Source organism: Pseudomonas sp. 22526 (genome assembly GCF_052044735.1).
Lineage (GTDB): Bacteria > Pseudomonadota > Gammaproteobacteria > Pseudomonadales > Pseudomonadaceae > Aquipseudomonas > Aquipseudomonas piscium.
In genome coordinates, this window is record NZ_JBQENK010000008.1 from 290,298 (window position 1) to 298,397 (window position 8,100).

Genomic DNA, 8,100 nt, shown 5'->3' on the forward strand with positions numbered 1-8,100 from the left:
CCTCGCTCCTACGGATAGCCATCAGCGGCCGAGATACACCTCGATCACCCGTTCGTTTTCCTGCACCTGTTCCAGCGACCCTTCGGCCAGCACGCTGCCCTGGTGCAGCACGGTGACGTGGTCGGCGATCGAGCCGACGAAGCCCATGTCGTGCTCCACCACCATCAGCGAATGCTGGCCCGCCAGGCGCTTGAACAGCTCGGCGGTGAACTCGGTCTCGGCGTCGGTCATACCCGCCACCGGCTCGTCGAGCAACAGCAGTTGCGGGTCCTGCATCAGCAGCATGCCGATTTCCAGGAACTGCTTCTGGCCGTGGGACAGCAGGCCGGCCTGGCGCTCCACCGAGGCCGTCAGGCGAATGGTTTCCAGCACTTCGTCGATCCGGTCTTTCTGCTCGCCGGAGAGTTTCGCCCGCAGGCTGGCCCACACCGACTTGTCGGTCTTCTGCGCCAGCTCCAGGTTTTCGAACACGCTCAGGGCTTCGAACACCGTGGGCTTCTGGAACTTGCGGCCGATGCCGGCCTGGGCGATCTGCACCTCGCTCATCTGCGTCAGGTCCAGGGTTTCGCCGAACCAGGCCTTGCCGTGGGTGGGCCGGGTCTTGCCGGTGATCACGTCCATCAGGGTGGTCTTGCCCGCGCCGTTGGGGCCGATGATGCAGCGCAGTTCGCCGACGCCGATGTACAGGTTGAGGTCGTTGAGCGCCTTGAAACCGTCGAAGCTGACGCTGATGTCTTCCAGGGTCAGGATGGTGCCGTGGCGGGTGTTCAGGCCCTTGCCGGCGGCCTGGCCGAGGCCGATGGCGTCGCGGCTGGCGCCAGCGTCTTTGTTGGGCTCCAGAATCGGTTCAAGCATGAAATCAGCCGTCGCAGTGACTCTCATTGTTCACCTCGTTTTTTCAGCAAGCCGATCACGCCCTTGGGCAGGTACAGGGTCACGACGATAAACAGCGCGCCGAGGAAGAACAGCCAGTATTCCGGGAAGGCCACGGTGAACCAGCTCTTCATGCCGTTGACCACGCCGGCGCCGAGCAGCGGGCCGATCAGCGTGCCGCGACCGCCCAGGGCGACCCACACGGCGGCCTCGATGGAGTTGGTCGGCGACATTTCGCTGGGGTTGATGATGCCCACCTGGGGCACGTACAGGGCGCCGGCCAGGCCGCAAAGCACCGCGCTCAACACCCAGACGAACAGCTTGAAGCCGCGTGGGTCGTAGCCGCAGAACATCAGGCGGTTCTCGGCATCGCGCAGCGCGGTCAGCACCCGGCCGAACTTGCTCCGGGCCAGGCGCCAGCCGATGTACAGGCTGGCCACCAGCAACAGCACGGTGGCCAGGAACAGCACCGCGCGGGTGCCCGGCTCGGTGATGCCGAAGCCGAGGATGGTGCGGAAGTTGGTGAAGCCGTTGTTGCCGCCAAAGCCGGTCTCGTTGCGAAAGAACAGGAGCATGCCGGCGAAGGTCAGGGCCTGGGTCATGATCGAAAAATACACGCCCTTGATCCGCGAGCGGAAGGCGAAGAAGCCGAACACCAATGCCAGCAAGCCTGGTGCCAGGACCACCAGGCACATCGCCCAGAGGAAGCTGCCGGTGCCGCTCCAGTACCAGGGCAATTCGCTCCACGAGAGGAAGGTCATGAACGCCGGCAGGCTGTCCCCCGCGGCCTGGCGCATCAGGTACATGCCCATGGCGTAGCCGCCGAGGGCGAAGAACAGGCCATGGCCCAGGGACAGTAGCCCGGCGTAACCCCAGACCAGGTCCAGGGCCAGGGCGACTATGGCGTAGCAGAGGATCTTGCCCACCAGGGTCAGGGTGTAGGCCGAGACGTGCAGCGGGTTGTCCGGCGCCAGCAGCGAGAGCAGCGGCAGGGCCAGCAGCACCACCAGGATCAGCGCGCCGACGGCGACCGAGACCTTGGGGCCGGCCTTTTGCGTAGCGGTAACCAATAGAGGCTGGTTCATCAGTCGATCACCCGTCCTTTCAATGCGAAGAGGCCCTGCGGACGTTTCTGGATAAACAGAATGATCAGCGCGAGGATCAGGATCTTGCTGAGCACGGCGCCGATCTGTGGTTCGAGAATCTTGTTGGCTATCCCCAGGCCGAACGCGGCGAACACGCTACCGGCCAGCTGGCCGACGCCGCCGAGCACCACCACCAGGAACGAGTCGATGATGTAGCTCTGGCCCAGGTCCGGGCCGACGTTGCCGATCTGGCTCAGGGCCACGCCACCGAGGCCGGCGATGCCGGAGCCGAGGCCGAAGGCGAGCATGTCGACCCTTCCTGTCGGTACGCCGCAGCAGGCGGCCATGTTGCGGTTCTGGGTGACCGCGCGCACGTTCAGGCCCAGGCGGGTTTTGTTCAGCAGCAGCCAGGTGAGTACGACGACAAACAGCGCGAAGGCGATGATCACGATGCGGTTGTAGGGCAGCACCAGGTTGGGCAGCACCTGGATCCCGCCGGACAGCCAGGCCGGGTTCGACACCTCGACGTTCTGCGCGCCGAACACCAGGCGCACCAGCTGGATCAGCATCAGGCTGATGCCCCAGGTGGCGAGCAGGGTTTCCAGCGGCCGGCCGTAGAGATGGCGGATCACCGTGCGTTCCAGGGCCATGCCGATGCCGGCGGTGACGAAGAACGCCACCGGCAGCGCGATCAGCGGGTAGAACTCGATGGCCTGCGGGGCGTAGCGCTGGAACAGCAACTGCACCATGTAGGTGGAGTAGGCGCCGAGCATCAGCATCTCGCCGTGGGCCATGTTGATCACCCCGAGCAGGCCGAAGGTGATCGCCAGGCCGAGGGCCGCCAGCAGCAGGATCGAGCCCAGGGACATGCCGCTGAAGGCCTGGCCGAGCACTTCGCCGACCAGCAGCTTGCGCTTGACCTGGGCCAGGCTGGTTTCGGCGGCGGTGCGCACCCCAGCATCGGCTTCCACCCCGGGTTCGAGCAGGCCTTCGAGGCGGGTGCGGGCCAGCGGGTCGCCGGTTTCACCCAGCAGGCGTACCGCGGCCAGGCGCACGGCCGGGTCGCTGTCCACCAGTTGCAGGTTGGCCAGGGCCAGGCTCAGGGCGTCATGCACGCCCTGGTCCTGTTCGGCAGCCAGGCTGGCATCGAGGAATTTCAGCTGCGCCGGCTTGGCGCTTTTCTGCAACTGCTGCGCGGCGGCCAGACGGATGTTGGCGTCGGCGGCGAGCAGTTGATGGCTGGCCACGGCGGTGTCGATCAGACCGCGCAGGCGATTGTTCAGACGCAAGGTCTTGGCTTGCCCGTCGACGGTCAGCTGGCCTTGCTGCAAGGCACCGAGCAGTTCGAGGCGCGCCGGGTCGGGNCTGCGCAGCCCAGCTTTCCAGGAGCCTGGCCTGTTGCGTGGGATTGGCCGCGACGAAGTCTTCGGCGTCTCCCGCGTGGACGGCGATCGGCAACAACAGGAGGCAGGCCAGAAGCAGGCGAAAAAGGGGCATGACTACGTCCTTGAGTGCGACAGAGAACCTTGTAGGAGCGAGGCTTGCCCGCGATGGCGGTGTACCTGATGCGCCGCCATCGCGAGCAAGGACTGGGCGTCCCCCTGCTCCTACAGAAGGGTGGATGCGGCGATCAGTTGCTCTTCACCGCGTAATCCGGCTTCTTGTCGTTGCCCGGAATGAACGGGCTCCACGGCTGGGCGCGGATCGGGCCTTCGGTCTGCCAGACCACGCTGAACTGACCGTCCGGCTGGATCTCGCCGATCATCACCGGCTTGTGCAGGTGGTGGTTGGTCTTGTCCATGGTCAGGGTGTAGCCCGACGGCGCGGCGAAGGTCTGGCCGGCCAGGGCTTCGCGGACCTTGTCGACGTCGGTGGACTTGGCTTTCTCCACCGCCTGGGCCCACATGTGGATGCCGACGTAGGTGGCTTCCATCGGGTCGTTGGTCACGGCTTTATCCGCGCCCGGCAGCTTCTTGGCCTTGGCGTAGGCTTTCCAGTCGGCGACGAACTTCTGGTTCACCGGGTTCTCCACGGACTCGAAGTAGTTCCAGGCCGCGAGGTTGCCCACCAGCGGCTTGGTGTCGATGCCGCGCAGTTCTTCCTCGCCCACGGAGAAGGCCACCACCGGTACGTCGGTGGCTTTCAGGCCCTGGTTGGCCAGCTCCTTGTAGAACGGTACGTTGGAGTCGCCGTTGACGGTGGAGATGACCGCGGTCTTGCCGCCGGCGGAGAACTTCTTGATGTTGGCGACTATGGTCTGGTAATCGCTGTGGCCGAACGGGGTGTAGACCTCTTCGATGTCCTTGTCGGCCACGCCCTTGGAATGCAGGAAGGAGCGCAGGATCTTGTTGGTGGTGCGCGGGTAGACATAGTCGGTGCCGAGCAGGAAGAAGCGCTTGGCGCTGCCGCCGTCTTCGCTCATCAGGTACTCCACTGCCGGGATCGCCTGCTGGTTAGGCGCCGCGCCGGTGTAGAACACGTTCGGCGACATCTCTTCGCCCTCGTATTGCACCGGGTAGAACAGCAGGCCGTTGAGTTCCTCGAACACCGGCAGCACCGACTTGCGCGACACCGAGGTCCAGCAGCCGAACACCACGGCGACCTTGTCCTGGGTCAGCAGCTGCCGGCCTTTCTCGGCGAACAGCGGCCAGTTCGATGCCGGGTCGACCACCACCGCATCGAGCTTTTTGCCATTGACGCCGCCCTTGGCGTTGATCTCGTCAATGGTCATCAGCGCCATGTCCTTGAGTGAGGTTTCGGAGATCGCCATGGTCCCCGACAGCGAGTGCAGGATACCGACCTTGATGGTCTCGGCGGCCTGGACGGTCCAGGTCATGCCCATCGCGGCAATGCTTGCCGTGAGTGTGAAAGCCTTGATCAAGCTGCGACGCTTCATTGTGCGATCTCCATGAACTTGTGAGTTTTCTTGGTTGGCAGATGCGGACTACTGAAGGGCTGTTTTGCAAGGGGTGTGCCTAGTCGGCACAGGGCATGAAAACGTCGCTTTTACGGAGTGGGGGAGAGGGTTGGCGCACCAATGCAGGGCCATCAGGCGTCTTTGGTGCGGGCGAATGCGCTTCGTTGGTGCTGGTGGTGGCCGCCCTTGTAGCCGCTGCCGCAGGCTGCGATAAGTCCGAAGGACTTCGACNTTGAGACCTCGCGCGCCCTTCGGTCGCGATCGCAGCCTGCGGCAGCGGCTACAGGGCACCGTCCGCCAAACCGTGCGCATTGTTCTTCTGTAGGAGCGAGGCTTGCCCGCGATAGCGGTGTACCTGATGCGCCGTCATCGCGAGCAAGTCGGATCGCCGCCCGCTCGCTCCTACACAGCCTTTCAGCGCCGCCGCATCAGGCCGATGAAAAACAACCCGCCGATGGCCGCCGTGGCCACGCCTATGGGCAGGTCTTCGGGGGCGATCAGGGTGCGGGCGGCGACATCGACCCAGACCAGGAACACACTGCCCAGCAGCACGCACACCGGCAACAGCCGACGATGCTCGGCACCGACCAGACGTCGGGCGATATGCGGCACCATCAGCCCGACGAAGCCGATGGAACCGCTGATGGACACCAGCACCCCGGTCATCAGCGAGGCGATCAGGAACACCCGCAGCCGCACATTGCGGGCATTCAAACCGAGGGTCACCGCGGTCTGCTCGCCAGCCATCAGCGCGTTCAACGGCCGCGCCATGCCCAGCAGCAGGACCAGCCCGAGCAGCACGCTGGCCGCCGGCACCGCGAGCAGTTCCCAGCGCGCCAGGCCCAGCCCGCCGAGCATCCAGAACATCACCGCCGAGCTGGCGCGGTGGTCGCCCATGAACAACAGCAGGTTGGCCACCGCCATCATCACGAAGGACACCGCCACCCCGCACAACAACAGGCGGTCGCTGTCGAGCCGGCCATGGCGCGCGGCGATGCCGAGCACCAGCAGCATGCTCGCCAGGGCGCCGATAAAGGCGGCGATGGGCAGGGTCAGCAGGCCGACGATTTCACCCACATGCAGCACCACGATCACCGCGCCCAGGGTGGCGCCGGAGGTCACGCCGAGCAGGTGCGGATCGGCCAGCGGATTGCGCGTCACCGCTTGCAGCACCGCGCCGATCAAGGCCAGCCCGGCGCCGACCAGGGCGCCGAGCAGCATGCGCGGCACGCGGATCAGCCAGACGATATGTTCCTGCCCGGCGCTCCACTCCACCTCGCCCAGGCCGAGGGCCTTGTGCAGCAGGATCCGCCAGACCACGTCCACCGGCACCCGCGCCGAACCAAAACCCAGGGACAGCACGCAGGACGCCAGCAGCAACGCGCCGAGGGCAGTTAGCAGCAAGGCATAACGACGATCGATCATGCGCCGTGGAAACCCTTGGCCAGGGTTTGCACCGCTTCGACGTTATCGATGCCCGGCGTGGCCTGCACGTAGGGGATCACGATAAAGCGCTGGTTGCGGATCGCGTCCACCGATTGCAGCGCCTTGTTGTCCAGCAGGAACTGCTGCTTCTGTTCGGCGGTGATTTCGCTGTAGTCGACGATCACTATCACCTGCGGGTTGCGCTCGACCACGGTTTCCCAATTGACCCGGGTCCAGCTGGCCTCCACATCGTCGAGGATGTTGCGCCCGCCGGCGGCGTCGATCAGCGCCTGGGGCATGCCCAGGCGGCCGGAGGTCATGGCGCGGTCTTCGCCGCTGTCGTAGAGGAACACCCGCGGTTTCTCCGTGGGCAGGTCCTGCTGGATAGTGGCGACCTGTTGCTGCATGTCGGCGATCAACTGGTTGGCGCGGTCCTGCACATCGAAGATCCGCCCCAGGTTGCGCAGGTCGTTGTAGGTGTCGTCGAGGCTGGCCGGCGGGCGCTTCATCACGAAGGCGCAGGACTCGGTCAACTCCAGCACATTGATGCCCAGCGGCGTCAGGGTCTGCGGGGTCAGGTCGCCGCCGACGCGCATGCCGTAGTCCCAGCCGGCGAAGAAGAAATCGACATTGGCGTCGAGCAGGGTTTCCACCGACGGGTACTTGGCCGCCAGCTCCGGCAGGCCGTCGAGGATGCTCCGCATCTCGGGCGTCACCGCCTTCCAGCCGCTGATGCCGCTGTAGCCGACCATGCGCGACTTGAGGCCGAGGGCGAGCATCATCTGGGTCATGTTGATGTCGTGGCTCAGGGCGTGTTTCGGCGCCTCCTTGAAGGTCACCTCGCGGTTGCAGCTGTGGACGGTCAACGGGTAACGGGTGGCTTCGGCAAGGGCCTGGCCGGCGAGCAGCGACAGGGCCAGGCACAGGCTGGAGCGAAACAGGCTGTTGAGTGAGACGCGCGGGGTCATGGTTGGGTTATCCAGGTGATTCGTGGGTAGCCGGACAGCGGGTGTTGGTCGACCAGGGCCTGGACGCCGAATACCTGCTGCAGCAGTTCGCGGGTCAGCACTTCGGCCGGCGTGCCGCTGGCGACGATGCGTCCGTGATCGATCACGTACAGGCGGTCGCAGAAAGCGGCGGCGAGGTTCAGGTCATGGATGCTGGCAAGGGTGCCAATGCCCAGGCGCTTGACCCGTTGCAGCAGCTCCAGCTGGTAGCGCGGGTCGAGGTGGTTGGTCGGCTCGTCGAGGATCAGCAGTTGCGGTTGTTGGGCCAGGGCGCGGGCCAGGATCACCCGCTGCTTTTCCCCGCCGGACAGGGTGGCGAAGGCATGCGCCTCGAAGCCCAGCAGGCCCACCGACTCCAGCGCCTGGCGGGCGATGGCGCGGTCTGCGGCGCTGTCGCCGTCGAACAGGCCCTTGTGCGGCGTGCGGCCCATGGCGACCACTTCTTCGACGGTCAGGCCGAAGGCATCGGGAAACTCCTGCAGCACCACGGCGATGCGTTGCGCGCACCAGCGCGGCGTCTGCTTCCAGACGTTGTAGTGATCGAGCCGGACTTCGCCCTGGTCCGGCCGGCTGAAGCGATAGCTGCAACGCAGCAGGCTGGTCTTGCCGCTGCCGTTGGGGCCGATCAGGCCGACGAACTCCCCCGGCGCCACTCGCAGGCTGGCCTCACGCAGTTGGAACTGGTGATGACAGTGGCCCTGGCCCAGGGGCGTCCAGGCCAGGTTGGTGAGGTTCAGCGAGGTCATGCATTCACTCTTGAAGTATGGGGTGCTACTACGGGCGTTATCGCGGG

6 protein-coding genes and 1 pseudogene are annotated in these 8,100 nt (G+C 65.5%); all 7 read right to left on the reverse strand.

The window, feature by feature from the left end:
- Positions 1 to 21: 21 nt before the first annotated feature.
- A complete protein-coding gene (urtD, locus tag ACTJKT_RS14895) occupies positions 22 to 882 on the reverse strand; it encodes an urea ABC transporter ATP-binding protein UrtD (protein ID WP_440787611.1) in 861 nt (286 codons plus the stop codon).
- On the reverse strand, positions 879 to 1,958 hold the full coding sequence (gene urtC, locus ACTJKT_RS14900; RefSeq protein ID WP_440787612.1) for an urea ABC transporter permease subunit UrtC: 1,080 nt from the start codon (positions 1,956 to 1,958) through the stop codon (positions 879 to 881). The genes urtD and urtC overlap by 4 nt, the downstream gene beginning before the upstream one ends.
- Positions 1,958 to 3,455: pseudogene (gene urtB / locus ACTJKT_RS14905) on the reverse strand (urea ABC transporter permease subunit UrtB). Before urtB ends, urtC begins: the two are co-directional and overlap by 1 nt.
- Before the next feature lie 133 nt (positions 3,456 to 3,588).
- Positions 3,589 to 4,854 carry an urea ABC transporter substrate-binding protein gene (gene urtA / locus ACTJKT_RS14910; RefSeq protein WP_440787613.1) on the reverse strand — a complete coding sequence of 422 codons (1,266 nt, stop codon included), beginning with the start codon at positions 4,852 to 4,854 and terminating at the stop codon, positions 3,589 to 3,591.
- A gap of 435 nt (positions 4,855 to 5,289) precedes the next feature.
- Positions 5,290 to 6,300: a FecCD family ABC transporter permease gene (locus ACTJKT_RS14915; protein WP_440787614.1), complete on the reverse strand. Its 1,011-nt coding sequence runs from the start codon at positions 6,298 to 6,300 to the stop codon at positions 5,290 to 5,292.
- Positions 6,297 to 7,268: an ABC transporter substrate-binding protein gene (locus ACTJKT_RS14920; RefSeq protein WP_440787615.1), complete on the reverse strand. Its 972-nt coding sequence runs from the start codon at positions 7,266 to 7,268 to the stop codon at positions 6,297 to 6,299. The genes ACTJKT_RS14915 and ACTJKT_RS14920 overlap by 4 nt, the downstream gene beginning before the upstream one ends.
- Positions 7,265 to 8,053, reverse strand: coding sequence for an ABC transporter ATP-binding protein (locus ACTJKT_RS14925; protein ID WP_440787635.1), 789 nt, complete (start codon positions 8,051 to 8,053; stop codon positions 7,265 to 7,267). Before ACTJKT_RS14925 ends, ACTJKT_RS14920 begins: the two co-directional genes overlap by 4 nt.
- Between the last annotated feature and the right edge of the window lie 47 nt (positions 8,054 to 8,100).

Coding starts and splice junctions, on each gene's coding strand:
- urtD (WP_440787611.1), bottom strand. CDS start 882: ATGAGAGTCACTGCGACGGCTGATTTCATGCTTGAACCGATTCTGGAG.
- urtC (WP_440787612.1), bottom strand. CDS start 1,958: ATGAACCAGCCTCTATTGGTTACCGCTACGCAAAAGGCCGGCCCCAAG.
- urtA (WP_440787613.1), bottom strand. CDS start 4,854: ATGAAGCGTCGCAGCTTGATCAAGGCTTTCACACTCACGGCAAGCATT.
- ACTJKT_RS14915 (WP_440787614.1), bottom strand. CDS start 6,300: ATGATCGATCGTCGTTATGCCTTGCTGCTAACTGCCCTCGGCGCGTTG.
- ACTJKT_RS14920 (WP_440787615.1), bottom strand. CDS start 7,268: ATGACCCCGCGCGTCTCACTCAACAGCCTGTTTCGCTCCAGCCTGTGC.
- ACTJKT_RS14925 (WP_440787635.1), bottom strand. CDS start 8,053: ATGACCTCGCTGAACCTCACCAACCTGGCCTGGACGCCCCTGGGCCAG.